Source organism: Rhodococcus sp. RD6.2 (assembly GCF_001040705.1).
Classification (GTDB): domain Bacteria; phylum Actinomycetota; class Actinomycetes; order Mycobacteriales; family Mycobacteriaceae; genus Rhodococcus_G.
In genome coordinates this window covers 933,894-960,338 of sequence record NZ_CVQP01000001.1, presented here as the reverse complement: position 1 = coordinate 960,338, position 26,445 = coordinate 933,894, and the positions used below count along the sequence as shown (strand labels likewise).

General features: G+C 68.1%; 23 protein-coding genes and 1 tRNA gene. 3 read left to right on the top strand and 21 right to left on the bottom strand.

Annotation, left to right across the window (positions count from 1 at the left end; translation table 11 throughout):
• Nucleotides 1–5: 5 nt before the first annotated feature.
• From RHCRD62_RS04290 to argS, 14 genes are all read right to left on the bottom strand, one after another.
• Nucleotides 6–251, bottom strand: coding sequence for an ATP synthase F0 subunit C (locus RHCRD62_RS04290; RefSeq protein WP_050063350.1), 246 nt, complete (start codon nt 249–251; stop codon nt 6–8).
• Nucleotides 252–360: 109 nt separating this feature from the next.
• On the bottom strand, nt 361–1,137 hold the full coding sequence (atpB, locus tag RHCRD62_RS04285) for a F0F1 ATP synthase subunit A (protein ID WP_253277194.1): 777 nt from the start codon (nt 1,135–1,137) through the stop codon (nt 361–363).
• Nucleotides 1,138–1,518: 381 nt separating this feature from the next.
• Entirely contained in the window at nt 1,519–1,965 is a 447-nt protein-coding gene (locus RHCRD62_RS04275; RefSeq protein ID WP_050063347.1) for a Cg1360 family ATP-synthase-associated protein, read from the bottom strand.
• Nucleotides 1,966–2,084: 119 nt separating this feature from the next.
• Nucleotides 2,085–3,263 (bottom strand): glycosyltransferase family 4 protein, encoded by a 1,179-nt coding sequence (locus RHCRD62_RS04270; protein WP_050063494.1) that lies wholly within the window; start codon nt 3,261–3,263, stop codon nt 2,085–2,087.
• Between the two features lie 34 nt (nt 3,264–3,297).
• Entirely contained in the window at nt 3,298–3,963 is a 666-nt protein-coding gene (locus tag RHCRD62_RS04265) for an L-threonylcarbamoyladenylate synthase (protein WP_050063346.1), read from the bottom strand.
• A gap of 77 nt (nt 3,964–4,040) precedes the next feature.
• Complete coding sequence (gene prmC / locus RHCRD62_RS04260) at nt 4,041–4,940, bottom strand: peptide chain release factor N(5)-glutamine methyltransferase (RefSeq protein WP_050063345.1); 900 nt, start codon at nt 4,938–4,940, stop codon at nt 4,041–4,043.
• A gap of 57 nt (nt 4,941–4,997) precedes the next feature.
• Complete coding sequence (gene prfA, locus RHCRD62_RS04255) at nt 4,998–6,077, bottom strand: peptide chain release factor 1 (RefSeq protein WP_050063344.1); 1,080 nt, start codon at nt 6,075–6,077, stop codon at nt 4,998–5,000.
• Between the two features lie 103 nt (nt 6,078–6,180).
• The gene (gene rpmE / locus RHCRD62_RS04250; RefSeq protein WP_050063343.1) at nt 6,181–6,414 is read right to left on the bottom strand and encodes a 50S ribosomal protein L31; all 234 of its coding nucleotides are present in this window, start codon (nt 6,412–6,414) and stop codon (nt 6,181–6,183) included.
• Nucleotides 6,415–6,579: 165 nt separating this feature from the next.
• The gene (gene rho, locus RHCRD62_RS04245) at nt 6,580–8,610 is read right to left on the bottom strand and encodes a transcription termination factor Rho (protein WP_253277193.1); all 2,031 of its coding nucleotides are present in this window, start codon (nt 8,608–8,610) and stop codon (nt 6,580–6,582) included.
• 459 nt (nt 8,611–9,069) lie between these two features.
• Nucleotides 9,070–10,002: a homoserine kinase gene (thrB, locus tag RHCRD62_RS04240; RefSeq protein ID WP_050063493.1), complete on the bottom strand. Its 933-nt coding sequence runs from the start codon at nt 10,000–10,002 to the stop codon at nt 9,070–9,072.
• A gap of 29 nt (nt 10,003–10,031) precedes the next feature.
• Nucleotides 10,032–11,120 carry a threonine synthase gene (gene thrC / locus RHCRD62_RS04235; protein ID WP_050063341.1) on the bottom strand — a complete coding sequence of 363 codons (1,089 nt, stop codon included), beginning with the start codon at nt 11,118–11,120 and terminating at the stop codon, nt 10,032–10,034.
• Entirely contained in the window at nt 11,113–12,423 is a 1,311-nt protein-coding gene (locus RHCRD62_RS04230; protein ID WP_050063340.1) for a homoserine dehydrogenase, read from the bottom strand. Before RHCRD62_RS04230 ends, thrC begins: the two co-directional genes overlap by 8 nt.
• Nucleotides 12,416–13,843 (bottom strand): diaminopimelate decarboxylase, encoded by a 1,428-nt coding sequence (gene lysA, locus RHCRD62_RS04225; RefSeq protein ID WP_050063339.1) that lies wholly within the window; start codon nt 13,841–13,843, stop codon nt 12,416–12,418. The genes RHCRD62_RS04230 and lysA overlap by 8 nt, the downstream gene beginning before the upstream one ends.
• Nucleotides 13,840–15,492, bottom strand: a complete 1,653-nt coding sequence (argS, locus tag RHCRD62_RS04220) for an arginine--tRNA ligase (protein ID WP_050063338.1) — start codon at nt 15,490–15,492, stop codon at nt 13,840–13,842. Before argS ends, lysA begins: the two co-directional genes overlap by 4 nt.
• A 177-nt stretch (nt 15,493–15,669) precedes the next feature.
• Here argS and RHCRD62_RS04215 point away from each other — a divergent pair, with 177 nt between their 5' ends.
• The gene (locus RHCRD62_RS04215) at nt 15,670–16,527 is read left to right on the top strand and encodes a thioredoxin-like domain-containing protein (protein ID WP_050063337.1); all 858 of its coding nucleotides are present in this window, start codon (nt 15,670–15,672) and stop codon (nt 16,525–16,527) included.
• Nucleotides 16,528–16,576: 49 nt separating this feature from the next.
• Nucleotides 16,577–17,278 carry a DUF305 domain-containing protein gene (locus RHCRD62_RS04210; protein ID WP_050063492.1) on the top strand — a complete coding sequence of 234 codons (702 nt, stop codon included), beginning with the start codon at nt 16,577–16,579 and terminating at the stop codon, nt 17,276–17,278.
• A 14-nt stretch (nt 17,279–17,292) separates the two neighbouring features.
• On the opposite strand, the gene RHCRD62_RS04205 is transcribed toward RHCRD62_RS04210, so the two are convergent.
• Nucleotides 17,293–19,692 (bottom strand): phosphoketolase family protein, encoded by a 2,400-nt coding sequence (locus RHCRD62_RS04205; RefSeq protein WP_050063336.1) that lies wholly within the window; start codon nt 19,690–19,692, stop codon nt 17,293–17,295.
• A 165-nt stretch (nt 19,693–19,857) separates the two neighbouring features.
• Here RHCRD62_RS04205 and RHCRD62_RS04200 point away from each other — a divergent pair.
• Nucleotides 19,858–19,930, top strand: a tRNA-Arg gene (locus tag RHCRD62_RS04200).
• A gap of 77 nt (nt 19,931–20,007) precedes the next feature.
• On the opposite strand, the gene RHCRD62_RS04195 is transcribed toward RHCRD62_RS04200, so the two are convergent.
• The 6 genes from RHCRD62_RS04195 to RHCRD62_RS04170 form a co-directional block, all read right to left on the bottom strand.
• Complete coding sequence (locus tag RHCRD62_RS04195) at nt 20,008–20,373, bottom strand: limonene-1,2-epoxide hydrolase family protein (RefSeq protein WP_050063335.1); 366 nt, start codon at nt 20,371–20,373, stop codon at nt 20,008–20,010.
• Nucleotides 20,370–21,431, bottom strand: a complete 1,062-nt coding sequence (locus RHCRD62_RS04190) for a TIGR03617 family F420-dependent LLM class oxidoreductase (protein ID WP_050063334.1) — start codon at nt 21,429–21,431, stop codon at nt 20,370–20,372. The genes RHCRD62_RS04195 and RHCRD62_RS04190 overlap by 4 nt, the downstream gene beginning before the upstream one ends.
• A complete protein-coding gene (locus RHCRD62_RS04185) occupies nt 21,428–22,561 on the bottom strand; it encodes a 3'(2'),5'-bisphosphate nucleotidase CysQ (protein ID WP_050063333.1) in 1,134 nt (377 codons plus the stop codon). Before RHCRD62_RS04185 ends, RHCRD62_RS04190 begins: the two co-directional genes overlap by 4 nt.
• Nucleotides 22,558–24,411, bottom strand: coding sequence for an adenylyl-sulfate kinase (gene cysC, locus RHCRD62_RS04180; RefSeq protein WP_050063332.1), 1,854 nt, complete (start codon nt 24,409–24,411; stop codon nt 22,558–22,560). Before cysC ends, RHCRD62_RS04185 begins: the two co-directional genes overlap by 4 nt.
• Nucleotides 24,411–25,349, bottom strand: a complete 939-nt coding sequence (gene cysD, locus RHCRD62_RS04175) for a sulfate adenylyltransferase subunit CysD (protein ID WP_050063331.1) — start codon at nt 25,347–25,349, stop codon at nt 24,411–24,413. Before cysD ends, cysC begins: the two co-directional genes overlap by 1 nt.
• A 93-nt stretch (nt 25,350–25,442) precedes the next feature.
• Entirely contained in the window at nt 25,443–26,378 is a 936-nt protein-coding gene (locus RHCRD62_RS04170) for a helix-turn-helix domain-containing protein (RefSeq protein WP_050063330.1), read from the bottom strand.
• Nucleotides 26,379–26,445: the final 67 nt, after the last annotated feature.

Sequence of the window (26,445 nt, the reverse complement as noted above, 5' to 3'; positions counted from 1 at the left end):
CGTGATCAGGCGAAAACGAAGCCGGCAACGAGGCCGATCAGCGCCAGGGCCTCGGTGAACGCGATACCGAGGAACATGTTGGTACGGATCTGGCCGGAGAGCTCGGGCTGGCGCGCGATGCCCTCGATGGCCTTGCCGACCACGATGCCCACGCCGATGCCGGGGCCGATCGCCGCGAGGCCGTAGCCGATGGCGCCGAATCCGTTACCGGTGACCTCGGAGGTGGCCTGGGCCAGGTACGAGAGGCTCATGTGGTTTTCCGTTCCCTTTCTGTTGCCCGTCGCCGGGTTCGGCGCAGGGTCAGTATGTGTGGTGCTAGGTGGTCGATGCCCTCAGATGCCGACAGTGCGGCGTCGGAGGTCAGTGCGAGTCGGCGTGCAGTGCCAGGTCGATGTAGACGGCGGTCAGCAGGGCGAAGACGTACGCCTGCAGGAAGATCACCAGCATCTCGAACAGCGTGAAGCCGAACCCAGCCGCCAGTGAGAAGATCCCGAAGACCTTCATTCCGGCCGCGGCCTCGAAGAAGAAGTACTGGGTGGCACTGAAGAACAGCACGAGCATGACGTGACCGGCCAGCATGTTGGCCATGAGTCGGACGGTCAGCGTGAACGGCCGCAGGATGAACGTAGAGAGAAACTCGATCGGGATCAGCAGGACGTGCATCGCGATCGGCACATTCGGAACGACGATGCTCGACTTCACGTACTTGAAGAAGCCGTACTTCTTGATTCCGACGTAGTTGAACACCACGTACGCGAGCGCGGCGAGCACGATCGGCATGCCGATGCGGGCGTTCGAGGAGATGTTCAGGAACGGGATCACACTCGACGCGTTCAGGAACAGGACCGTGAAGAAGATCGTGACCAGGACGGGCAGGAACCGCTTGCCCTGTTCCTTGCCGAGGACCTCGTCTGCGATCTGGTCCTTGACGAACGCCAGTCCCATCTCGGCGACGTTCTGCGCGCCACGGGGGATGAGCTTCGGGCTGCGCATCGCAACCGCGAAGAAGCCGAGCAGGACGACCGTCATGAGGATGCGGATCAGCATCAGACGATCGAGTTCGAACGGCGTGCCCTCGAACAGCACGGCGGGAGGGAAGAAGTCTGTTAGTGACGGCGGATGGAATTCCGCGGCCAGGGTGGTGACGCTCAGCGGTCTCTCCCGTAGTCGTGGCCGCAGGCGGCATCGCCTACGGTTCGATCGGACATTGACGAACTAACAAGTCGACCAGGTCGGCTCGCTTATTCGTCAGCCGCTGCGGCTCGCCCGGGCACGTGGAAGTGCTCGAGTGCGTTGCGTCTGTCGGTGTCGGCGACTGTCGTCGACTCGGCGGTCCCACGATGTGCGGTTTCGATGCTCGAAACACCCAGTATGGGAGTCACCTTCGCGGCTGCCAGCCCGGTGCAGATTCGTCTGATTCGCACCGTTCCAGCACTCACGTGACCCTGACCTTATCAACACAACTACGACGTTGTGTAGACGGGGTCTTCGGGCCCAGGAAAACTACTGGTCGTAGTACTACCTCGTATCGGATTCGGGGTCCGTGGAGTCGACGTACGGCACTTTCACACGAACCAGTCCGATCGTCTCGGCTCCGAGCACGATGATCAGCGCGAGCACCAGGACCGCGACCAGGGCACCCTTGCTGTAGAAATCCATCCCCCTGAGCACACCGAGGACCACGACCGCCAGAATCATCTTGAGCAGCCAGCTGCCCAGCAGGATGAGGCCTGACGTCGCAGGAGGCATCTTCTCCGTGAACAGCACTGCCAACGCCGTGCAGAGGACGAACCCACCACCGACCGCGACACCGATCAGCGCTCCCCACAGACCGGCCCACCCCGCGAGAAGCGAGGCGACGATCGAACCCACGACAGCGAGCGCGATCAGGCCGACGATTCCCCACCGCACAGCGGCGCGAAGGGGTGCAGACGGGTCGGGCAGGGGTTCGGGAGAGAAGCTCACAAGCGTCCAGGGTAGCTGGCGGTCACGGCGAGTCGCCCCATACCTCAGGCGGCACCGCCGCCGTATACCTCAGGCGGCACCGCCGCCGTACACCTCAGGCGGCACCGCCGCCGTACACCTCAGGCGGCACCGCCGCCACCACCACGAACCTTCTGCACCCGCAGCGACGGGACCGCGGTGACGACCAACGCGAACACGAGCCCCCCAGCGACGAGGAGCACGACCATCCTCCGGTCGAACAGGGCCGTCCCGACCGCGCCGAATGCGAGCACGCCGACCCACAAGTAGATCAACAGCACGACCCGGCGGTGCGAATGTCCGATCTCGAGGAGCCGGTGGTGCAGGTGCATCTTGTCGGGGGCGAACGGGCTGCGCCCCGCCATCGTCCGCCGCACGACGGCGAGGAGCAGGTCGAGGATCGGAATGAACATCACGGCGCCCACCAGCAGCAGCGGCGACAGCAGGCCGAGCATGTCGCGAGATCCGTACGCGTTCAGCGTGATCCGGCCCGAGGCACTCGTCGAGATCGCGGCGAGCATCAGCCCGATGAGCATGGACCCGGAGTCGCCCATGAAGATTCGTGCGGGCTGGAAGTTGTGCGGCAAGAACCCGAGGCACGCCCCGGCGAGCGCTGCCGCGAGCATCGCGGGCGGATAGGCGCTGACGTCGCCGCCCTGTTCGTGGAGAAGACCGACCGAGAAGACCAGGATCGCCAGCGCTGCGATCAACCCCAGCCCGGCGGCGAGTCCGTCGAGTCCGTCGACGAAGTTCATCGCGTTGATCATCACCACGGCGACGAGCACGGTGAACAGTCCGCCCTGGAGCTGGTCGAGCACCCAGGTCGTACCCCCACCGAAGGGCACGTAGACCACCAGCCAGCTGACACCCATCACGACCATCACGCCGGCCGCAGTGACCTGGCCGACGAACTTGGTGAGGGCGTCGAGGCCCCACCGGTCGTCGACGAAGCCGACGGCGACGATCACCGTCGCCGACACCAATGCGGCGGGGATGTCCTTGGTGTTGTACTCGAATCCCCTGGTCAGCGCTGGCAGCTGCTGCGCGAACAGGAGCGCGGCCGCGAAGCCGAAGTAGATGCCGAGTCCACCGAGCCGCGGGGTCGGCGTGACGTGGACGTCGCGGTCACGAGGAACGGCGACCGCACCGAACTTGAGTGCGAACAGTCGCACTCCCCCGGTGGCGAGAAACGTGATGACTGCAGCGGTGAAGAGCACCAGAAGGAGCTCGCGGAGCGGCACACCCGCCCCTCGAGCCGCCGGTGCCTCCGCCGCGAGCATGAGCGTGGCATCGGCGACGGTCACGGTGCGGTGCTCATCCTCGCGCGCTTCCGAGCAGACTCTCGACGGTTACGCCGAGAACCTCGGCGACGTCGGCTGTCGGGACGGCGCCCTCGCGAAGAACCCGCGGGACGTCGGAGGTCAGGTCGACGATCGTCGACGCGACGGCGTGCACGGCGGGCCCGCCGTCAAGGTAGACGGCCGCGCCGCCCCCGAGCTGATCACGCGCCTGCGCGACGGTGGTGGCCGGCGCGTGACCCGAGATGTTCGCGCTGGACACCGCCAGCGGGCCGACCTCGCGCAACAGTTCGAGTGCGACGGGATGCAACGGCATGCGCAGCATCACCGTTCCCCTGGTGTCCCCGAGATCCCATGCCAGCGACGGCGCCTGCTGGACGACGAGACTCAGGCCACCCGGCCAGAACGCGCGAACGAGCTCCCGCGCCTCCGGCCGGACCGTGAACACCAGCCCGTCGATGGTGTTCCAGGAACCGACGAGCACCGGTACCGGCATGTCACGTCCGCGACCCTTGGCCCGCAGGAGGCCTGCGACGGCATCACTGTCGAACGCGTCCGCGGCCAGGCCATACAGCGTGTCGGTCGGCATGACGACGAGACGCCCTGCCTTGAGCGCGTTTCCGGCAGCCCGGATTCCGGCCTCGCGTGTGTCTGGTTGCCCGCAGTCGTAGACGATGCTCACCTGTTCATCCTTTCACCCGGCTCGTTGAACCGGTGTCGCCGCCACCGGTGAGGTGGCCGGGCCGCCGCCGTGGTAGGTCAGTGTCCTCGCGCAGCTTCCGTGGCAGTCGCGACGCGCCGGGCGACGACGAACCGCGGTTTGCCCGCCAGGTCGTTGTGTTCCGAGACCTCACCGAACACGCGACGTTCCCGCAGGAGTGCCGCCACCTGCGCACCGTTGGAATCGTCGTGCTCGATGGCGAGGGCACCGCCGATACGGAGCCAGCGCGCGATGTTCGACACCATCGGTGTGATCACCGAGAGCCCGTCCGGACCGCCGAACAGCGCGGTCGACGGGTCGTGGTCCGCCACCTCCGGCTCGAGCTGCGCTCCCACGGGGATGTACGGCGGGTTCGACACGACCAGATCGACCCCACCCTCGAGGTCGGGCAGCAACGCACGGTCGGTGACGTCGCCGTGGTGGAGCACGATCGGCGTGTCCCCCATCGCCGCACGGGTGTCGGCGTTGCGCCGTGCCCACGCCAGTGCCGCGGTCTCGAGTTCGACCGCATGGACGACGGCATCCGGCCGCGCCTGGGCGATCGCGAGCGCCAACGCACCGGATCCCGTGCACAGGTCCAGGACCACCGGCGGTCTCGTCGGGGTGGCCTCGAGTACCGCGATCGCCCACGCGAGAAGCAGCTCGGTCTCCGGACGCGGGACGAACACCCCCGGACCGACCGCCAGGTCAATCGCACCTATCGCCGCGACACCGGTGATGTGCTGCAACGGAATTCGCTCCGCACGACGCGCGACGAGGCCTCGGTAGGTCTCGATCACATCGGGATCGACCAGCGGGATAAGGCCAAGTCGTCCGCGGTCGACGCCGACGACGTGCGCAGCGAGCAGTTCCGCGTCCGTGCGCGGGCTGGGAACCCCTGCATCCTCGAGTGTGCGAGTGGCGTCGAGGATCGCCAGGCGCAACGGTTGTCGTGTCACGCGTTCAGCCTGCCATGTGGTGTCGGAACGGATGCGACGACCACCGTGCCTCACCCGTCATTCGGCGGCGAGTCGCGCTTCCCGGTCGGACTTGCCGAGAGCGTCGAGCAGCGCGTCCATGTCGCCGTCGAGGACCGCGTCGAGGTTGTGGGCCTTGAACCCGATCCGGTGATCGGTGATGCGGTTCTCGGGGAAGTTGTAGGTCCGGATCCGCTCGGACCGGTCCACGGTGCGAACCTGGCTGGCGCGGCCTGCCGACGCCTCCGCGTCTGCGGCCTCCTCCGCGGCGGCCTGCAGCCGAGCCGCGAGAACCTGCATTGCGCGGGCCTTGTTCTGCAGCTGGGAACGTTCGTTCTGGCAGGTGACGACGATGCCGGTGGGCAGGTGGGTGATGCGGACCGCGGAGTCGGTCGTGTTGACGCCCTGACCGCCCTTGCCGGAAGAGCGGTAGACGTCGATGCGCAGGTCGCCCTCGTCGATCTGAACTTCCTCGACCTCGTCGGGTTCGGGGTAGATGAACACGCCCGCCGCCGAGGTGTGGACGCGGCCCTGCGATTCGGTGACCGGAACCCGCTGCACGCGGTGCACGCCTCCCTCGAACTTCAGCCGTGACCACACGCCGTCGCGGACGTCGCCCTTCGACTTGATGGAGAGCGTGACGTCCTTGAATCCACCGAGATCGGAGTATGTCGCTCCGAGAACCTCGACGCGCCACCCCGCGTTCTCCGCGCTGCGGGTGTACATCCGCGCGAGGTCGGCCGCGAACAACGCGGACTCCTCGCCACCTTCACCGGACTTCACCTCGAGCACCACGTCGTCGCCGTCGTGCGGGTCACGAGGCGCGAGCAGGTCGGTGAGCGTGACGTCGAGTTCCTCGACCAGCGCCTCGAGTGCGGGCAGTTCCGCAGCGAAGGACGCGTCATCGGCCGCCAGTTCGCGGGCGGCGTCGAGGTCCTCACGTGCGGCGACCAGCTTCGCGTGGGTCGCCATGATCGGCGCGAGCTCGGCGAATCGCTTGCCCACCCGTCGTGCTGCGGCCGGATCGTTGTGCAGCGACGGGTCCGCCAGCTGCAGTTCGAGGCCGGCGTGCTCGGCCAGGATGTCGTCGATCGCCGAGGGCTGGGTGGTGCCCGCCATGATGCGCTCCAGGTGTGCGTTCGAATCGGGTTAACGAAGGTGGGGATGCAAAAAAGCCGACGCCCGGCCTGCAAGGTGCACAGGACGGGCGTCGGCGATGTCGCTAGCTGTCGGCGTCGGCCTTCTTCGACGCGCGCTTGCCGTAGCGAGCCTCGAAGCGGGCAACGCGTCCGCCGGTGTCGAGGATCTTCTGCTTGCCGGTGTAGAACGGGTGGCACTGCGAGCAGACCTCGACGGTGATCCGTCCGGACTCCTTGGTGCTGCGGGTCTCGAACGTGTTCCCGCAACCGCAGACGACGGTGGTCGCCACGTACTCGGGGTGGATTCCTGCCTTCATGGTGTCCCTTTCGTGGTCGCCGGGTCGGCTTCGCGAATCGAAGCCGTGAACCGGAACCGGACATTGAGTTTCCAACATTCGGCGAACGCCGGATGCGCGGTCGTTCATTCTGCCAGAGGCTGCCGACGTTCTCCTAAACGCCGTCGGCAGCCGATCTGTTCCCTGCTAGTCGTTGCCCATCGAGCCCGGCGCGGTCTTGGTGACCTGCATCAGGAACTCGACATTGCTCTTCGACTTCTTGAGACGATCGACGAGGAGGTCGATCGCCTGGTGCGTGTCCAGACCCGACAGCACCCGGCGCAGCTTGTGCACGACGGCGAACTCGTCCGGGCTCATCAGCAGTTCGTCCTTGCGGGTACTCGACAGGTTCACGTCGACGGCCGGGAAGACGCGGCGCTCGGCGATCTTGCGGTCGAGCTTGAGCTCCGCGTTACCGGTGCCCTTGAACTCCTCGAAGATCACGGTGTCGCCGGTGGAACCGGTCTCGACCAGCGCCGAAGCGATGATCGTCAGCGAGCCGCCGTTCTCGATGTTGCGGGCAGCACCGAGGAAACGCTTCGGCGGGTACAGCGCCGTCGAGTCGACACCACCGGACAGGATGCGTCCGGACGCGGGCGACGAGTTGTTGTAGGCGCGGCCGAGTCGGGTGATCGAGTCGAGCAGGACGACCACGTCGCGGCCGTTCTCGACGAGCCGCTTCGCGCGCTCGATGGCCAGTTCGGCCACCGAGGTGTGGTCTGACGGCGGCCGGTCGAAGGTCGAGGCGATGACCTCACCCTTCACCGAACGCTGCATGTCGGTGACCTCTTCGGGCCGCTCGTCGACCAGGACCACCATCAGGTAGCACTCGGGGTTGTTGACCGAGATCGCGTTCGCGATGTCCTGCAGGACCGTCGTCTTGCCAGCCTTCGGCGGGGAGACGATCAGCGCACGCTGCCCCTTGCCGATCGGCATGACGAGGTCGATGACCCGGGTGGTCAGGATGTTCGGCGTGGTCTCGAGACGCAGCCGCTGGTTCGGGTACAGCGGGGTGAGCTTGTTGAACTCGGGACGACGCTTCGCTGCCTCGACGTCACCGCCGTTCACCGTGTCGATGCGAACCAGCGGGTTGAACTTCTGACGCTGCGAGCCAGCGGACTCCCCCTCACGGGCGACGCGGACGGCACCGGTGATGGCGTCGCCACGACGAAGCCCGTTCTTGCGAATCAGGTTCATCGACACATAGACGTCGTTCGGTCCGGCGAGGTAGCCCGACGTGCGCACGAACGCGTAGTTGTCGAGCACGTCGAGGATGCCCGCGACCGGCTGCAGGACGTCGTCCTCGCGGATCTCGACGTCTCCGCCGCCACCGCCGACTCCGCCTTCGCCGCGGTCACGTCCACGCCTGCGCTCACGGAATCGGCGACCGCGGCGACCGCGTCCCTCGCCGTCGTCGTCGCGGTTGTCACGCGAATCGTTGCGGGGACCGTTCCCCTGACCACGCTCGTCCTGGTTCCGGTCCTGGCTGCGGCCACCCTGACTGCGGTCGCCCTGGTTGCGGTCGCCCTGGTTGCGGTCGCCCTGGTTGCGGTCGCCCTGGTTGCGATCACCACCCTGTCCACGCTCCCGGCGCGGACGGTCACCGCCCTGTTCCTGGCGCGGCTGCTGCTCCTGGCGCGGCTGCTGCTCCTGGCGCGCAGGCTGCTGCTCGGAGGACTCCGCCTGGTCGGGGGCCGCACCGCCCGCGGGCCTCGACGCACCGCGACGCTGCCTGCCGCGGCGACCGCCCTGGTCGCTATCGGCCTGCGCGTCCGTGATCTCGATCGCGGTCTGCTCACCTGCGTCGGCCGACTCGGCCTTCGAGGACGTGGCGGGCGCGGTCTTCACCGGCGCTTCGGTCTTCACCGGCGCTTCGGCCTTCGCCGGCGCATCGGCCTTGGCCGTCGTGTCCCCCTGTGGGGCCGCCTTCTCGGACTTGGCGGACTTGGGTGCGGCGCCGCCCGTCTGCCGCTCCTTGATGGCTGCGATCAGGTCGCCCTTGCGCATCCCGGAGGTGCCCTTGATGCCGAGCTCGCCTGCCAGTACACGCAGTTCGGTCAGCACCATGCCGGAGAGTCCGGCACCGCGGCGAGCGTCGGCGCGCTTCGTCGCGGCAGTGACGGCCGAAGCCGTCGAAGAAGTCTGTGAACCGCCGGTCGTGCCCGACGCGGTGGACACCGCATCGTCGAGCGCATTGGTGGCGATCAGGTCCGTATCGGTCACGGAGGTCCTTTCCTTCCCTCGCCCGCGCGGCGCTGAGTCGAGGGTTCGTTCCGCAGTTCAGTTACTGAACTCGGATGTGCCGGACATGTTTCGGAAAATGTCGGGCTGTTCGCCGGCTCCGGCACAGGCACCTTCCGCGCCTTCTCCACGAACGATTCCACCATTGCCTCGACGACCTCGAAGCACACGGATTCGGGCGGAAAAAGCGCAGTCCGGAACTCGGGGCTGATCCGTGAATTCCGAGCTTCGCGACCGCGAAGGCACGGTCAGGAAGCTCCTGCATCGGGAGTTGATTGCCCTATAGAGCACCGGCGACTGATACGCACGATGGGCGAACGCCCTCAGGATAGCCGTGAACGCGAATACGGGCAAGAACAACCGGGGTGGTGTGCGTCATCACACCACCCCGGTCGGTCAGACTGTGCGAACGCCGTCCGCGATCTCGAGATCGAGGACTCGCAGGCCCTCCGACTCGGCCGCCGCGCGCAGGTCGGCGGGGAACGGCGCGGTGGTCAGCGCGAGCACCGTCGGCCCTGCTCCCGACACCACGGCGGCGATTCCGCGTTCCCGCAACGCCGCGATCCATCGGGTCGTCACGGGCAGTGCGGCAGCACGCTGCTGCTGATGCAGTCGGTCCTCGGTCGCAGCGAGCAGCAGATCCGGGCGAGAGGTGAGGGCCACCACGGCGAGCGCCGCCCGGCTCACGTTGAAGGCCGCATCGCCGTGCGGAACCGTCTCGGGCAACAACCCACGCGTGTGCGACGTCGACGAGCGATCCTCCGGCACCAGTGCGACAACACCGATGGACGGATGCACATCGAGCCGAACAGCTCCGAACCGACGCGGGCAGTCGTCGTCGACGAGGTCGGCGCTCCACGAGACGACAGCGCCGCCGAGGACACTCGCCGCGGCGTTGTCGGGGTGACCCTCGAACTCGGACGACAGTTGCACCATCTGCGCTTCGTCCAGCGCGAGGTCGGGATCGAGCAGCGCGACGAGGCCGTTCGCGGCGGCGAGGCCACCGACTGCGGCGGACGCCGACGAGCCCAGTCCCCGCGAGTGCGGAATGACGTTGCGGCACACCACGTCCAGCCCGCCTGCCCACACGCCCGCGGCCTCGAGCCCACGCTCGATCGCACGCACGACCAGGTGCGACGGCCCCCAGGGAACGTCTTCTGCGCCCTCGCCCTCGACGCGAACGGACAGTCCCGACTCGGTTGTGGTCACGGAAATCTCGTCGTACAGACCGAGCGCCATACCCAGCGAGTCGAAACCCGGGCCGAGGTTGGCCGTGGACGCGGGCACGCGCGTCGTCACGGTCAACCCCACCGGCAACGTCTGAGTCATCGCTGTGTCGTCGATTCGCGTAGGTGCCACTACACCAACTCGAGAGCCGTAGCCACGGCGACCGGGTCGACCGGGATCGGCTGGACCGCAGGCATTCCCAGCAGCGCCGTATCCGGGTCCTTGAGCCCGTTGCCGGTGACGGTACAGACGACGGTCTGGCCTCGGTCCAGCCAGCCTTCCTTGTGGGCGGCGAGGAGGCCGGCGACGGACGCTGCGGACGCGGGCTCGACGAAGACACCTTCGGTCCGTGCGATCAGGCGGTACGCCTCGAGGATCTCGTCGTCGGTCGCGGCGCGGAAGGCGCCGTTCGACTCCTCCTTGGCGGAGACGGCCCCGTTCCAGGACGCGGGCGAACCGATCCGGATGGCGGTCGCGATGGTCTCCGGATCCTTGACCGGCGCACCGTGCACGAGCGGCGCGGCACCTGCAGCCTGGACTCCGAGCATCCGCGGCCGCGACGAGGAGATGCCGTCGGCGTGGTACTCCGAGTAGCCCCTCCAGTACGCGGTGATGTTGCCCGCGTTACCGACCGGCAGGGCATGGATGTCGGGGGCCTTGCCGAGCGCGTCGACGATCTCGAACGCCGCCGTCTTCTGTCCCTCGATGCGCACCGGGTTCACCGAGTTCACGAGACCGATGGTCGGGAACTCGGCCGTGGTCTTGCGTGCCAGTTCGAGGCAGTCGTCGAAGTTGCCCTCGACCTGGATGATCTTCGCGCCGTGCATGACGGCCTGGGCGAGCTTGCCCATGGCGATCTTGCCCTGCGGCACCAGGACCGCACACGTCATCTTCGCGACAGCGGCGTATGCGGCCGCCGAGGCCGACGTGTTGCCGGTGGAGGCGCACAGAACGGCCTTCTGGCCGCGAGCGAGGGCGTCGGTGACCGCCATCGTCATTCCGCGGTCCTTGAACGAGCCGGTCGGGTTGAGACCTTCGACCTTGAGGTACACCTCGCAGCCCGTCAGCTCGGACAGGTGCCCGGCGGGGATGAGCGGGGTACCACCCTCGAGCAGGGTGACTGTCTTCCAGTTCTCGCCGATCGCGAGCCGGTCACGGTACGCCTCGATCAGGCCCGGCCAGGGCGTGTGAACGGGGGTGTGCTGACGGGGGCTATTCACTGGAACCTTCCAATCGGAGAACGCTGGTGACCGCGGTGACGAAATCGAGTTGGGCAAGCGACGCAACGGTTTCCGACAGTGCGGCGTCGGTCGCACTGTGCGTGACGACGATCAGCCTCGCTCCGTCGCCCGCGCCCTCCTGCCGAACGGTCGAGATCGAGACGTCGTGCTTGGCGAACTCGGCGGCGACGGCGGAGAGCACGCCTGCGCGGTCTGCGACCTGCATGTTGACGTAGTAGCGAGTCGGGATCTCCCCGATCGGTGCGATCGCCAGGTCTGCGTAGCTCGACTCACGAGGACCGCGTCCGCCGTTGACCTTGTTGCGGGCCGCCATCACCACGTCGCCCATCACGGCGGATGCGGTGGGGGCGCCACCTGCGCCCTGCCCGTAGAACATGAGCCTGCCCGCGGCCTCGGCCTCGACAACGACGGCGTTGAACGCCCCGTTCACGGAGGCCAGCGGATGGTCGAGGGGAACCAGCGACGGGTAGACGCGCGCCGACACTCGCTCGGTGCCGTCCGCGGCGACGATCCGCTCGCAGATCGACAGCAGCTTCACGGTGCAGCCCAGCGACTTCGCGGCCTCGAGATCCGCAGAGGTGATCGACGAGATGCCCTCGCGGTACACGTCGGCAGCGGTGACGCGGGTGTGGAAGGCGATGGACGCCAGGATGGCGGCCTTCGCCGCGGCGTCGAAGCCTTCGACGTCCGCGGTCGGGTCGGCCTCCGCGTAGCCCAGGCGACCCGCCTCGGCGAGGGTGTCGGCGTAGTCCGCACCCGTCTCGTCCATCGCGGACAGGATGAAGTTGGTGGTGCCGTTGACGATTCCCGCGACCTTGTTGACGCGGTCACCCGCGAGTGACTGCGTCAGCGGTCGGATCACCGGGATTGCACCAGCGACCGCGGCCTCGAAGTACAGGTCGGCGTTCTGCTTCTCGGCGGCCTCGGCGAGCTCGCCGGTGTACTCCGCCAGGAGCGCCTTGTTCGCGGTGACGACCGACTTCCCGGAGTTCAGTGCGGCGAGGATCAGCTTGCGCGGCACCTCGATACCACCGATGACCTCGACCACCAGGTCGACGTCGGACCGGGCGACGAGCGAGTCCGCGTCGGTGGTCAGCAGTCCCTCGGGCACGCCACGGTCCCCGTCGATCCGACGAACCGCGATACCTCGCACCACGAGTGGCGCGCCGATCCGCGACTCGAGATCGGCAGCGTTCTCGCGGATGATCCGCACGACCTCGCTGCCGACGTTGCCGAGGCCGAGGACCGCCACGCCGATCGCGGCGGTGTTCGGTTCAGTCATCTTGCTGTACCTCCAAGCTGAGCAGGTCTTCCACAGTTTCCCTGCGCAGCACGAGGCGGGACTTCCCGTCGCGTACCGCAACCACCGCGGGGCGGGTGAGCAGGTTGTAGCGGCTGGACATCGAATAGCAGTATGCGCCGGTGGCGGCGACCGCCAGGAGATCCCCGGCGCCGACGTCCTCAGGCACCCAGACATCGCGGATCACGATGTCGCCGCTCTCGCAGTGCTTCCCCACGACGCGTGCGACAACGGGCTCCGCTCGACTGTCCCGCGAGACCAGCCGACAGTCGTACTCGGCTTGGTACAGCGCAGTGCGGATATTGTCACTCATTCCGCCGTCGACGCTGACGTAACGCCGAGTTGCGTTGCCGTCCAAGCGGACATCCTTCGTGGTGCCCACCTCGTAGAGGGTGACGGTGCCCGGGCCTGCGATCGCGCGACCCGGCTCGACCATCAGCGTCGGAACGGGGAGTCCGGCTGCGGCGGACTCGGTGGCGACGATGTTCGTGAGCTTCGCGGCGAGGTCGTCCACCGGTGGCGGGTCGTCACTCTCGAGGTACGAGATACCGAGTCCTCCACCGAGGTCGATGATGTTGACCTGCGAGCTCTTCTCGACACCGAAGCCGTCGACGATCTGACGCAGCAGCCCGATGACGCGGTGCGCCGCCAGTTCGAAGCCGTCGACGTCGAAGATCTGCGATCCGATGTGGCTGTGCAGGCCGACGAGCCGCAGGTTGTCGGTCTCGAACACCCGGCGCACGGCGTCGAGCGCCGCGCCACCGGACAGCGAGAACCCGAACTTCTGGTCCTCGTGGGCGGTGGCGATGAACTCGTGGGTGTGTGCCTCGACACCGACGGTGATCCGGATCAGCACGTCCTGCACGACGCCGAGCTCGCCCGCGACCGCGTCGAGGCGGTCGATCTCCTGCGTCGAGTCCAGCACGATGTGTCCGACGCCCGCAGCGACCGCGGCGTGCAGTTCGGCAACGGACTTGTTGTTGCCGTGCATGGTGATCCGCTCGGCGGGGAAGCCGCCGTGCAGGGCCACCGCCAGCTCGCCACCGGACGCGACGTCCATCGACAGTCCCTCGTCGGCGACCCAGCGCGCGATTTCGGCGCTCAGGAAGGCCTTCGACGCATAGTGCACGCGCTCGGCGGACCCGAAGGCCCGTGCCATGTCCCGGCAGCGGGACCGGAAGTCGTCCTCGTCGATCACGAAGAGCGGAGTCCCGTACTCGGCGGCGAGCTCGGTGACGGGAACGCCCGCGAGCCGGACGACGCCGTCGTCGCCGCGAGCCGCGCCACGGGGCCACACCGCGGTCGGGAGGGTCGTCATCTGCGCGGGGTCGGTCGGCCGTGGGGGCAGTCCGGGGGCGTGCTGGATGTCCGCGTGCCGCGGACCGGCAGGGTGCGCGCTCACATCCGCTCCGGTGCGCTCACGCCGAGCAGGCCGAGGCCGTTGGCGAGGACCTGGCGGGTGGCTCCGCACAGCGCCAACCGCGCGGTGTGCAAGTCGCCTGCGGGCTCGTCACCCTGCGGCAGGACACGGCAGTCGGTGTAGAAGCGGTGATAGGTGCCCGCGAGTTCCTCGAGGTACCGGGCGATGCGATGCGGTTCCCGCAGGTCCGCGGCGGCGGTGACGACCTTCGGGAAGTCGCCGATCGTACGGATCAGGTCGCCTTCGCGATCGTGGGTCAGCAACTCGAACCTCGGGTTCTCGGTGGTCAGACCGAGATCGGCGGCGTTGCGGGCCAGGGACGCGAGCCGGGCGTGCGCGTACTGCACGTAGTACACCGGGTTCTCGCTGGTCGTGCTCGCCCACAGTTCGAGATCGATGTCGAGGCTGGAATCGACCGACGACCGGATCATCGCGTACCGGGCGGCGTCCACGCCGATCGCCTCGACGAGGTCGTCGAGCGTGATGACGGTGCCTGCGCGCTTGCTCATCTTCACCGCGACACCGTCACGGACCAGGTTGACCATCTGGCCGATGAGGACCTCGACCGTCGCCGGGTCGTCGCCGAACGCGGCGGCCGCGGCCTTGAGCCGGCCGATGTAGCCGTGGTGGTCGGCGCCGAGCATGTAGATGCACAGGTCGAAGCCGCGGGAGCGCTTGTCCTGGAAGTAGGCGATGTCGCCTGCGATGTACGCGGCGTTGCCGTCGGACTTGATGACGACGCGGTCCTTGTCGTCACCGAAGTCGGTGCTCTTGAGCCACCAGGCGCCGTCCTCCTCGTAGAGGTTGCCGCTGCCCTTGAGGGTCGCGACGGCCTTCTCGACGGCTCCGGACTCGAACAGCGAGTTCTCGTGGAAGTAGACGTCGAAGTCCGTGCCGAACTCGTGCAGGGTCCGCTTGATGTGGTCGAACATCATCGCGACGCCAACCGAGCGGAACGTCTCCTGCTGCTCGTCGGCGGCCAGCTCCAGAGCGTCGGGCCGCTGCCGCAGCACCTCGGCGGCGATGTCGACAATGTAGGCGCCCGCGTAACCGTCCTCGGGCGTCGGCTCGTTCTTGGCCGCCGCGATCAGCGACCGTGCGAACCGGTCGATCTGGGCGCCGTGATCGTTGAAGTAGTACTCGCGGGTGACGTCGGCGCCCTGCGCGGCCAGGATGCGGCCGAGCGCGTCGCCGACGGCGGCCCATCGGGTGCCACCGAGATGGATCGGACCGGTCGGGTTCGCGGAGACGAACTCGAGGTTGATGCGCGTTCCGGCGAGCTTCGACGCGCTTCCGTACGCCTGACCTGCGGCGATAGCCTTCTCGACGATGGCACCCTGGGCTGCGGCGGCGAGCCGGATGTTCAGGAAGCCGGGACCGGCGACCTCAGCGGAATCGATGCCCGCATCGGCCGTCAGCGCATCGGCGATCCACGTCGCCAGCTCGCGGGGGTTCGTGCCGGCCTTCTTGCCGACCTGCATTGCCACGTTGCTCGCGTAGTCCCCGTGTTCGGGGTTGCGGGGCCGCTCGACGGCCAGTGTCGCGGGTAGCACGGAGGCGTCGAGGTCGTGCTCGGTGAGGACCTTCGCAGCGGTGACGCGAAGGAGTTCGGCAAGGTCTGCGGGAGTCACGGGTATTCATCCTATGGGCTGGCCATTCAAACCCTGCGCTCAGGCACGGAACGTACAGTGGTGCGACCGCGGGTACGCCCGTCACGCCGGCCGCATCATCCGTCATCCGACGAGGCGCCCGGCGTGGTGCGACCCCGAGACAGTCCCGACGTCCACATCAGCGAAAGAGCCTCACAGATGCCGAGCGGTTCGGAAAATCGCGGCGCCAAGAGCGGCGCCAAGTCAGCCAAGGCCATCAAGGCAGCCAAGAAGAGCTCCGGCGGATCCGCAAAGGGCGGCCTGCCGAAGCAGCGCAACATCCCCTGGCTGACGATCGGCGCCATCGCCGCAGTCGTCGCGCTCGTCGCACTGCTCGCCGTGAACCTCGTGCCGAAGTACCAGGACAAGGCGGAGGCCGACAAGTTCGCGCCGAGCACGTCGAACACCGATCCGTCCACCGGGATCGACGGCGTCGTCAAGATCGACTACGAGGCCGCTCTGCACGTGTCCGCGGACCAGCGAGTCGCATACGACCAGACGCCCCCCTTCGGTGGTCCGCACGACGGGACGTGGGCGACGTGCACCGGCGTCGTGTACCCGGACGCGATCCGCACCGAGAACGCCGTCCATTCCCTCGAACACGGCGCCGTGTGGATCACCTACAACCCTGACACCGTGTCCGACGACCAGCGAGAACTGCTCGCCGACCGGGTCGACGGCAAGTCGTACATGCTGATGTCGCCGTACCCCGGCCAGGACACTCCGATCGCGCTGCAGAGCTGGGGACACCAGCTCAAGCTCGACAGCGCCGACGACGAGCGCATCAACCAGTTCATCGCCGCATTGCGCCTGAACAACTTCGGCGTGTACCCGGAGATCGGCGCGTCCTGCTCGACGATTCCGGGGGCATTCGACCCGGACAACCCGCCGGCGTTCGATCCGTCCGATCCCGGCCCGAACGCCGTCTCGATGGACGGTGCGGGCCTGACCCCGGATCCCTCGGAGATCGGCGGTACCGGACTTCCGATGGCACCGCAGCCGGCACCGGCGAGCTGATGGTTCGACTGTGTCGACCGGATCCAGCGAGGACAGTAAGGACGTGGACATGACCTCCACCGACACGGCAGGCTCCGCGCCACGCAGCCAACGCACCGCGCTCGCGATTCTCGGGCTCGTGGCGGCGATCGCAGTCGGCTTCGGACTGGGGTTCCTGGCCAACCAGTTCCTGCACGACGATTCCGTCACCCCGGTGGCCGGTTCCGTCGACGTCGGGTTCGCGCAGGACATGATCGAGCACCACGACCAGGCTGTGGAGATGTCGGCGATCGCGATCGCGAACGCGTCCGACCCGCTGGTCCGCGACTTCGCCTACGACCTGCTGACGACGCAGCAGAACCAGATCGGTCAGATGACCGGGTGGCTCGCGCTGTGGAATCAGCCGGTGGTGTCGACGGCCGACCACATGGCGTGGATGAGCGACGAGCACGGTGGCATGGACCACGGCACCGGGACGACCGAAACGGAGGCGGCCACGTCGGGCAGCGCGCAGATGCCCGGTATGGCGACGTCCGCGGAGATGTCGGCGCTACGGCAGGCCAGGGGCGAGGCGGCAGACGTGATGTTCCTGCAGCTGATGCTGCGGCACCACCAGGGTGGACTCCAGATGATGGAGTACGCCGCACAGAACGCCGAGGTCCCGGCCGTGCGCACCCTGGCGCAGACCATGGTGAACACCCAGGCGAGCGAGACAACCCGGATGACCCAGATGCTCGCCGAGAAGGGCGCCGCTCCGCTCCCCTTCCCCTGACCGGTCCGCTGTCGTCAGTGGGACTCGGTGGATCCCCACGTCCAGTCGCGCACCTCGGGCATGTCCTCGAGGTGCGCGACGACGTGGGCGCGGTGCCGATCCAGCTGAGCCCGGCAGTACGCCTCGAGTTCGTCCCCACGCTCGGGGACCCGCCTGCTTCGGCGGAGCGCTTCGAGCACCAGGTGGTAGCGGCTCATCCTGTTGAGCACCACCATGTCGAACGGTGTGGTCGTGGTGCCCTGCTCACTGAAGCCGCGGACATGGAAACGCGCGACCTCGGGGCGCCCGTGGAGTAGTTCGTGCACCGCTCGCGAGTAGCCGTGGAACGCGAAGACGACGTCGGTGTCGGCGGTGAACAGGTCGACGAAGGTCGCATCGGAGAAGCCGTGTGGGTGTTCCCCGGGTGGGAGCAGCGCCATGAGGTCGACGACGTTGACCACCCGCACCCTCAGATAGGGAACCCAGACCCGGAGCAGTTCCGCGGCGGCGAGCATTTCTTGTGTGGGAACGTCCCCGGCCGCGGCCAGGACGACGTCGGGTGGGTCGCCGGCATCCGCCTCCGTTCCCGCCCAGTGCCACACCGACGCTCCGGCGGCGCAGTGCTCGGCGGCCTCGCTCAACGTGAGGTACTGCAGGTGCGGCTGCTTGTCGACGACGATCAGGTTGACGTGGTCGGTACTGCGCAGACAGTGGTCGGCGATCGACAGCAGGGTGTTGGAGTCAGCTGGCAGCCAGATCCGCACGACGTCGGGTGCGAGCGGGATCGCGGAGTCGATCATGCCGGGACCCTGGTGACTGAAGCCGTTGTGGTCGTTTCGCCAGCAGGTGCTGGTGAGGAGCACGTTCAGCGAGGACACCGGCTCGCGCCACGGCAGCGTCAGCGCGTGCTGGAGCCACTTGGCGTGCTGGATCAGCATCGACACGCTCACCATCGCGAACGCCTCGTAGCTGGCGAAGACACCGTGTCCGCCCGCGAGCAGGTAGCCCTCGAGCCACCCCTCGCAGAGATGTTCGCTGAGCACCTCCATCACGCGCCCGTCGGGGCCCAGCCCGTCGTCGTGGTCGGTGACGGGCAGTTGCCAGCAGCGGTCGGTGACCTCGAAGACGGCTCCGAGGCGATTGCTGGCGGTCTCGTCGGGGCAGAAGAGCCGGAAGTCGCCGCCACCGTCCGGACGAGTTCCGTCGGCGTACAGGTCGCGCATCAGTTCGCCGAACACGCGCGTCGTTTCGTGGAAGGTGGTCCCGGGGGTCGTGATGTCGAGCGCATAGCGTTCGAGGGCAGGGATGCGGAGCGGCCGGCGCAGGCGACCGCCGTTGGCGTACGGCGTCGAGCCCATTCGCTTGTCCCCCACTGGCGCGAGACCGGCCAGCTCCGGCACCAGCGTCCCGTCGGTGTCGAACAGGGCCTCCGGCTCGTAGGACCTCATCCATTGCTCGAGCAGCGCCAAGTGGTCCGGGTTGTCGCGCACCCCGGACAGCGGCACCTGGTGAGCGCGGTGGGTGCCCTCGACGAGGACCCCGTCGACGGTGTGCGGACCGGTCCATCCCTTCGAGGTGCGCAGCACGATCGCCGGCCACCGCCGGTGGCTGCCTTCCCCGCCGGAGCGCGCGACCTCCTGGAGCCCGGTGATCGCGGTGTAGGCGCTGTCGACTGCTGCTGCGAGGGCACGGAACACCGTCCTCGGATCGTCGCCCTCGACGAATATCGGGGCCCATCCCTGCCCCGCCAGGTACGCCGCGACGTCCTCGTCGGTGCTGCGCCCCAGGACGGTGGGTCCGGCGATCTTGGCGCCGTTGAGGTGCAGGACGGGTAGCACCGCGCCGTCGCGGCGTGGGTTGAGAAACGCGGGGAGCTTCCACGACGCGGACAGTGGCCCGGTCTCGGCCTCGCCGTCCCCGATGACACAGGCCACCAGCAGATCGGGACGATCGAACGCGGCCCCCGCCGCGTGCGCGAGCGCGTAGCCCAGTTCGCCGCCCTCGTGAATGCTCCCGGGAGTCTGCACGCTGACGTGACTGGGTATTCCGCCCGGTGTCGAGAACTGCCTGCAGAGCCGTTCGACGCCGGCGGCGTCGGTGCCGATGTGGGGGTATGTCTCCGAGTAGGTGCCCTCGAGGTAGGTCGCGGCGACGAGGGCGGGTCCGCCGTGACCGGGACCGGTGACGTACAGCCAGTCCGCGTCGGTGCGGCGGATGTGGCGATTCAGAACGGTGTATATCGCGGACAAGCCGGGGCTGGTCCCCCAGTGACCCAGCAGTCGCGGTTTGACGTGTTCGGCGGCCAGTGGGGCACGCAGCAGGGTGTTCGCCTGCAGGTAGATCTGTGCGACCGTGAGGTAGTTGGCCGCGGCCCACCATCGCAGGTCCAAGTCGAGTTCGTCGTCGGTGTATTCGGCTCCGGTCTCGTCGACCATCGGCTCGCGCCTTCCCTCGGTACCGTCGTGGGATCTCGACTGTCGGCTTCATGCTGCGGGCTACCTGGGACTTTGTCCACACGACGGGTGCGAATGTGGATTCCGCCTCGGCATGCGCTACGCTGAGCCAGCCCAACAGGCACACCGGGTGTTGTTTCTCGGTGCGCCCCCGTAGCTCAGGGGATAGAGCGTTCGCCTCCGGAGCGAAAGGCCGCAGGTTCGAATCCTGCCGGGGGCACTCGCATTTCGAGTGCACCACTTCACGAGAGAACCCCGGTCGACCACGTCGACCGGGGTTCTCTCGTTGTACGGCGTTCAGCCGAGTGCGCTGAGCGGTGCCATGTCGAAGTAGTCGCGCCATCCGGCGATCTTGCCCTCGTCGGTGACCTCGAAAACCCCCATCACGGGCAGTTCGATGGTGGTGCCGTTGATGGTGAAGACGTCCGTGCGTTCGTTCATGACGACCGAGCCACCAGACACCTGCCGGTGCACGCGGAAGTCGATGCCGCCGAACTGGCCGAGGAACCCGGTGAGGAAGTCCTTGATCGCGTCCTTGCCGACGACCGGCGCCATCGGAATGTTGTGGTACACCGCGTCTTCGGTGAAGTACTCGGCGAGGGTCGCGGCGTCGGCGTCCTTCCAGCGGGCGCAGAACTCGGTGACGATGCTGTCGGCGTTCATGCCGGGTCTCCTTCGTGTCGATGTGGTGGTGCGGTCTTCTGAAGTTCGGCGACGACCCGGGCCATCAGGTGGTCGTCGGCGGGATCGACGGGCAGGGCGAGAGTGACGCCGTCGACGAGGCCCCCGACTCGTTCGGCGACGACCCCCGCGAGGTCCACGTACCGGGCCGTCGGTACCAGTGCGGCGAGCACGTCGTCGGTCACGACGTCGGGCAGGTCGGTCCAGTCGTCCTGGCGAACCATCCGGGCGAGGTTCGCCTGCAGGTGGCCGATGCCTGCGTGGTCGAGTGCGACCCGGTAGGCAGGGGTGGAGTACAGGAAGGCGAACTGACGTCGCTGCCGTTCCCGTGCCCGGGACAGTACGTCGTCGGTGGCTCCGGTGATCACCTGCACACCCGCGACCACCTCGAGGTCGGCGAGGCGGCGACCCGCACTCGCCGCTCCCTCCGCCAGTGCGGGCACGACGTCCGCGACGAGGACGGCGCGTCCGGAGTTGGTGGGGTGACCGATGTAGCCGTCGGCGACCTCCCCCGCCGCCCGGCACATCCTGCGGCCGACGCCGCCGAGCAGGATTCGCGGATCCGGCGGCGGGGCGACGCCGTCGTCGGGGTTGAAGTACGGCTGCATGCGGGTGAACCGGTAGTGCTCGCCGACGAACGGCACCAGGCTGCCGGTACGGAAGGTCGCGAAAGCGGCCCGGACCACCTGCACGTACTCACGCATCCGCGATGCGGGCTCCGACCACGGCATCGCGTAGCGCTCTTCGACGTTCTGCCGGATCTGGCTGCCGAGGCCGAGTTCGAAGCGTCCGCCGGACAACCGGGCCAGGTCCCACGCCGTGTAGGCGACCGCGACCGGGCTGCGGACGAACGCCAGCGCGACCGAGGTTCGTACGACGATGCGGGACGTCGCCTGCAGCGCCGACATGGCGAGCAGGAACGGGTCGTGCACGGTTTCACTGACGTGCATTCCGTCGTATCCGGCGCCCTCGACGCGGCGGGCGAGGTCGGCGATCTCACGCGGCCCGAGGCGCGGGTCGGTGTTCGCGTAGACCCTCACCGCGCGCCGGGTTCGATGATCGCGGTGATGGCGGCGATCTCGGCTCCGGGGATGGCGAAGTGCTCGGTCAGCGACACCGTGTGGGTCTCGTCCCCGACGCTCATGTCGAGCTGGAAGCGCGCGACCACGTCGGTGCCGAATTCGCTGAAGCTCAGGTCGCGGATCGCGGTCAGCGGCAGGTACTGCGCACCGGTCTCGAGCTCGCGGACGATCTCGGATCCGGATTCTCCTGTCCTTCGGCCGTTCTCGACACGGAAGCAGTCCGCGGCGAGACGCACCTTGCTCGCGTCGTGGCTGAGCAGCGACCCGAGGTACTCACGCGCCATCGCCACCCGAGGGCTGTCGGCGGCGCCACCGGTCAGGTCCGCGATCCCGGACAGCAGCGCCGAGGCCAGGTCCGGCCGGCAGATCAGCAGATCCGGCAGGTACGGGTGCGGTTCGTTGTAGAGCAGCGGCGTTCCGTCGATCCGCGAGCAGTGCAGGCCCGCGGCGAGCGCGACACCGACCGGTGCGGCGGAGTCCCACTCCCACTGTCCCCCTGCGTGCACGTAGGCGTCGGCCTCGCCGCGCAGCACCGCCATCGCCTTCGCACCTGCCGACCCCATCGGCTCGAGTTCTCCGGCGATCCGCTCGGCGAGCGGTGCGGCGAACTCGGGTGGGCGACTGTCGCTGACCAGGATCCGCGGCCGCGTGCGCTCGCCGACCGCCGCGCTGCACGTGTCACTGCGGTACACCCGGCCCAGGGCGGGTTGCGCGACCGCGGCGGCGGTGATGCCCCGGTCCCGTTCCCACAGCGCGACGTGAACGGCCCAGTCGACGCGTCCGGGCAGCCCGAACTCGCGGGAGCCGTCGAGGGGGTCGATGATCCAGACCCGCGGCGCTGCCAGGCGGGCGGTGTCGTCGGCGGACTCCTCGGACAGCACGGCATCGCCCGGCCGGTGCTCGGCGAGCATCCGCAGCAGCAGGCCGTTGGCGTCGGTGTCGCCGCGGCGGCTCAGGTCCCGGGCGGCCTCTTTCGACAATGGGGTCTCGGCGAGTTCGCGCGCGCGCAGCTCGAGCAGCAGGTCGCCCGCTCGGGCCGCGAGATCGGCCGCGAGCTGGGCGTCGTCGAGTTCGTATTCGGTGCTCATCGAGTCAGATACTCCATGATCGCGGCGGCCTGTGCGACGGGATCGCCGTCGTCAGGCGTCAGGACGAGTTCGGCGCGCTCGGGACGTTCGTAGGGATCGTCGATTCCCGTGAATCCGGTGATCTCCCCCGCCCGCGCGCGGGCGTACATGCCCTTCGGGTCCCGGGCTTCGCACTGCTCGAGCGGGGTGTCGACGAACACCTCGACGAATCGCAGGCCGGCGGCCTCGTGCGCCGCGCGCACCCGGTCGCGGTCCTCGCGGTACGGGCTGATGAGTGAGGCGACCGCGACCATGCCCGCGTCGGCGAACAGTTGTGACACGGCGCCCACCCGGCGCACGTTCTCGGCGCGGTCGTCGGCCCCGAATCCCAGATCGGCGTTGAGTCCGTGACGCAGGTTGTCGCCGTCGAGGCGGTACGCGGGGATTCCGGCGGCGACGAGTCGGCGCTCCAGTTCCGCGGCGACGGACGACTTGCCCGACGCCGACAGCCCGGTCAGCCAAACGGTGGCGCCCGCGGTGGCGCGGTCGCTGCGATCGATGGTGGCGCTGTGCCAGACCACCGCGGACTCACGCAGTGTCGGTCCGGTGATCATGCCCGCGGCCACCGTGTTGCCGGTGGCGTCGTCGACGAGGATGAAGCTGCCGGTCACCCGGTTGCGCCGGTAGGGGTCGAAGAGCAGCGGCTGCTGGGTGCGCAGCTGAACTCGTCCGATTTCGTTGAGCCGCAACGACTGCGCCGACTCGTCGCGGTGCAGCGTGTTGACGTCGAGGCGGTAGTCCAGGCGCTGCACCCTGGCCTTGGTGGAGCGTGTCGTGTGCAGCAGCGTGTAGTTGGCGTCCGGCGAGAGCTCGGACTGCTCGGTCAGCCAGCAGACCATGGCGTCGAGTTCCTGACCGACCTGCGGACGATTGTTGGGACGACACAGGGTGTCTCCGCGCGCGATGTCGATGTCGTCGGTCAGCCGGACACAGACGGCCGCGGGTGCGAACGCCTCCGCGAGTGGCGCACCACCCGGTGCGTGGATCTCCGCAATCCGCGAGGTGTGGCCGGACGGCAGCACGACCACCTCGTCACCGGGCTTGAACACTCCGCTGGCGATGGTGCCCGCGTACCCGCGGAAGTCGTGCAGGTCGGCATCGGTCTGCCGCTGCGGCCGGATCACGTACTGCACCGGGAAGCGGGCATCGATGAGGTTGCGGTCGGACGCGACGTGCACCTCCTCGAGCAGATGCAGCAGCGAGGAGCCCTCGTACCACGGCATGCTCTCGGTGCGCGTGACGATGTTGTCGCCCTTGAGGGCGGAGACGGGGACGAAGGTCAGATCGTGCACGTCGAGTTTGGCTGCGAACTGACGGAATTCTTCGCAGATCGTCTCGAAACGCTCCTGCGACCAGTCGACGAGATCCATCTTGTTGACGCACACGACGAGGTGGGGAATCCCGAGGAGGGTGGAGAGGAACGCGTGCCGCCGAGTCTGTTCGAGGATGCCGTTGCGGGCATCGACGAGGATGAGCGCGAGGTCGGCCGTGGACGCACCGGTGACCATGTTGCGGGTGTACTGCTCGTGACCGGGGGTGTCGGCGATGACGAACTTGCGCCTCGGCGTGGCGAAGTAGCGGTGCGCGACGTCGATGGTGATGCCCTGCTCACGCTCGGCGCGGAGTCCGTCGGTGAGCAATGCCAAGTTCGCGTGCTCGTCGCCGCGTTCGCGACTGCTGCGTTCGACCGCTTCGAGCTGGTCTTCGAAGATCGACTTCGAGTCGTAGAGGAGGCGGCCGATGAGCGTCGACTTGCCGTCGTCGACACTGCCCGCGGTGGCAACCCGAAGTAGCTGCTGTTCGTGCGTCATCAGAAGTACCCCTCCTTCTTGCGGTCTTCCATGCCTGCCTCGGAGATGCGGTCGTCGGCGCGGGTGGCGCCCCGTTCGGTGATGCGGCTCGCCGCGACCTCGAGGACGACGTCGTCCGGTGTGGTGGCGGTGGATTCGACGCAGCCGGTGCAGGTGGCGTCGCCGACGGTCCGGAAGCGGACGAGCTCCTCGTACGACTCCTCCCCGGGGAGAAGTGTCAGGAACCTGGTGTGCGCCAGCAGCATCCCGTCCCTCGGCACGACGGGTCTGCGGTGCGCGTAGTAGATCGACGGCAGCTCGATCCGCTCGGCGGCGATGTACTGCCAGATGTCGAGTTCGGTCCAGTTGGACAGCGGGAACACCCGGATGTGCTCGCCCTTGCGGTGCCTGCCGTTGTACAACTGCCACAGTTCGGGACGCTGGGCGCGCGGGTCCCACTGCCCGAACTCGTCCCGGAAGCTGAACACGCGTTCCTTGGCCCTGGCCTTCTCCTCGTCCCGGCGGGCGCCACCGAACACCGCGTCGAAGCCGCCGTCGCGGATGCCGCGCAGCAGGGCGTGGGTCTGCAACCGGTTGCGGCTCGCGCGCGGCCCCGTCTCCTCGACGACGCGGCCCGCGTCGATGTCGTCCTGCACGCTGGCCACGACCAGACGCAGTCCGCGCTCGGCGACGACGCGGTCGCGGAACTCGATCACCTCGTCGAAGTTGTGTCCGGTGTCGACGTGCATGACGGCGAACGGCAGGGGCGCGGGCCAGAAGGCCTTGACGGCGACGTGGAGCATCACGACGGAGTCCTTGCCGCCGGAGAAGAGCAGGACGGGTCGTTCGAAGGTCGCGGCGACCTCGCGGAAGATGTGCACCGCTTCGGCTTCCAGCGCCTCGAGGTGGGTCAGCTGGTAGCTGGGCGGCGAACTGGCAGGCGGGGACTGTGTCGTCATCGGGCCTCCGAGGCTACGGTCGGTACATTTTTGTACCGCATCGGTACCAAAGTGGAATTGTGAAGCCGACTGTAGAACGCGTTCCAGTACCGGTCAATGCCGATCAGCGGCCCGATTCGGCGCCCGCCCACCGAGCTCGGCCGTCACTGCGTCCGCCACACCGACCAGGGCCAGTCCCCTACGTTCGATCTCGGCACCGCTGATCGACCCGCCGACGTCGAGGGTGAGCACCATCGACTGCCCTCCGTCCGCGTCGTAGGTCGGAGCAGCGATGAGGCTGACCGGATAGTCCGAGTCCGCCGCGGTCTCACGCCCGAGATAGACCCGTTCACCGAGACTCGAGACCATCTCCCCCACCAGTTCACGCAGTTCGGCGGGGAGCGTGCGATCGGCGACCCCCGCCATCAGCGAGAACAGCCGGCGACCGGTCGGTGTGAGCCGCTCGACGAGATATCCGGACTCCCGGCAGTCGTCGACGACGCGGCGGAGCAGATCGTGGTCCAAAACCACCGGGAACGCCGGATCACGTCGCAGCCAGCGCGCAAATTCGTCGTCGTGGCTCCACAGGACGTACATCAGCCCCACCGGTGGCGCGAAGGGGTACACCTGCCCCACCCTGGCGGCGGCGCGACCCGCCGCGGCCCCGGGCGGGGGCGCGACCTCGAGGATCATCACCTGGTCCCCGACCACGGCGGACGCGGTGCACACCGAACCGAATTCGCGGGCGAGCGCGTCGAGATGCGGGCGGACGATCGATCCGACCGCGAACCCTCGCTGCGCCGCCCGGCCCGCCGCGATCAGCGCCGGGCCGAGCCCGTAGCGGGCGTCGGGATCACGGGTGAGATACCCGCCGCCGACGAGCGCGGTGAGGATGCCGAGGCAGGTCGGCTTGCTGATCCCGAGGTCGCGGGCGAGCTCGGAGAGCCCGAACCGGCTGTCGGGCCGGGCGACGAGATGGTCGAGCACCTGGATCACCCGCTCGGTCGGGGGTGAGCGACGCCCGGTCACACTGTCCGGTTCGGCGGCCATTGACCACTCCTTAGAACACGTTCTATGGTCGGAGCACAATTCTCCTACCACTTAGGTACATATTTGT

Coding starts and splice junctions, on each gene's coding strand:
- RHCRD62_RS04290 (WP_050063350.1), bottom strand. CDS start 251: ATGAGCCTCTCGTACCTGGCCCAGGCCACCTCCGAGGTCACCGGTAAC.
- RHCRD62_RS04270 (WP_050063494.1), bottom strand. CDS start 3,263: ATGCTCGCGGCGGAGGCACCGGCGGCTCGAGGGGCGGGTGTGCCGCTC.
- prfA (WP_050063344.1), bottom strand. CDS start 6,077: ATGGCGGGCACCACCCAGCCCTCGGCGATCGACGACATCCTGGCCGAG.
- rpmE (WP_050063343.1), bottom strand. CDS start 6,414: ATGAAGGCAGGAATCCACCCCGAGTACGTGGCGACCACCGTCGTCTGC.
- thrB (WP_050063493.1), bottom strand. CDS start 10,002: ATGACTCAGACGTTGCCGGTGGGGTTGACCGTGACGACGCGCGTGCCC.
- RHCRD62_RS04230 (WP_050063340.1), bottom strand. CDS start 12,423: ATGACTGAACCGAACACCGCCGCGATCGGCGTGGCGGTCCTCGGCCTC.
- RHCRD62_RS04215 (WP_050063337.1), top strand. CDS start 15,670: ATGCCGAGCGGTTCGGAAAATCGCGGCGCCAAGAGCGGCGCCAAGTCA.
- RHCRD62_RS04210 (WP_050063492.1), top strand. CDS start 16,577: ATGACCTCCACCGACACGGCAGGCTCCGCGCCACGCAGCCAACGCACC.
- RHCRD62_RS04205 (WP_050063336.1), bottom strand. CDS start 19,692: ATGGTCGACGAGACCGGAGCCGAATACACCGACGACGAACTCGACTTG.
- RHCRD62_RS04195 (WP_050063335.1), bottom strand. CDS start 20,373: ATGAACGCCGACAGCATCGTCACCGAGTTCTGCGCCCGCTGGAAGGAC.
- RHCRD62_RS04185 (WP_050063333.1), bottom strand. CDS start 22,561: ATGAGCACCGAATACGAACTCGACGACGCCCAGCTCGCGGCCGATCTC.
- cysC (WP_050063332.1), bottom strand. CDS start 24,411: ATGACGCACGAACAGCAGCTACTTCGGGTTGCCACCGCGGGCAGTGTC.
- cysD (WP_050063331.1), bottom strand. CDS start 25,349: ATGACGACACAGTCCCCGCCTGCCAGTTCGCCGCCCAGCTACCAGCTG.
- RHCRD62_RS04170 (WP_050063330.1), bottom strand. CDS start 26,378: ATGGCCGCCGAACCGGACAGTGTGACCGGGCGTCGCTCACCCCCGACC.